This is a genomic window from Frankia sp. CoWAU3 (assembly GCF_977971855.1).
This window is the reverse complement of the sequence record NZ_CDWWXB010000333.1, coordinates 1-753: the sequence shown is the minus strand read 5'-3', so window position 1 is coordinate 753 and position 753 is coordinate 1. Positions and strand designations below refer to the sequence as shown.

At 70.8% G+C, this 753-nt stretch carries 1 protein-coding gene; it reads left to right on the top strand.

The features are described 5' to 3' along the window. On the top strand, positions 1-753 hold a 753-nt coding region (locus AC08ON_RS18075; RefSeq protein WP_476617433.1), incomplete at both ends, for an IS1634 family transposase.

Here is a 753-nt window from a genome sequence, read left to right as displayed (position 1 = left end):
TGCTGACCTGCCTGGACGCGGCCGGGATCATCGACGCCCTGGTCGGGGACGCGAAGGTCAGCGGCGGAGTGACGGTCGGGACCTACCTGGCTCTGGCCGCTCTTAACCGGATCTGCGACCCGCGCTCGAAGGCCGGCTTCGCCGAGTGGTACACGACCACCTCGCTGCCCCGGGTCACCCAGATCCCGGCGAAGACGCTCGACCACCGCCGGTTCTGGGACGCGATGGACCGCGTCGAGCTGGACCGGGTCGACGAGATCGAGGCGGCGCTGACCCGCCGGATGATCGAGGTGTTCGGGCTTGACACCTCGGGGCTGATCCTGGACATGACGAATTTCGCGACGTTCCTCGACTCCACGAACACCCGCGCCCCGGTCGCCGCCCGTGGCAAGGCCAAGCAGAAGCGCCACGACCTGCGCCTGGTCGGCCTCGGCCTGGTCGCCACGAGGGACGGCGGGATCCCGCTGCTGTCCCGGGTCTACAAAGGCAGCCAGCCCGATGTCACCCAGTTCACCCCGATGATTGAGGAACTGGCCTGGCGCTACACCGACGCCGTCGCCGCCCCGGCCGGGCTGACGCTCACCTTCGACGCCGGGCAGAACTCCGCGCCGAACTTCACCCGGCTTACCGGCCTGCGCCTGCACTTCGTCGGCTCGGTCCCCCCGTCCGACCTGCCCGACCTGCTCGCCCGCCCCGCCGCCGACCGCACGCTGGTCGACCGCTACGCCGACGAGGGGCTGACCGCGCTCGACA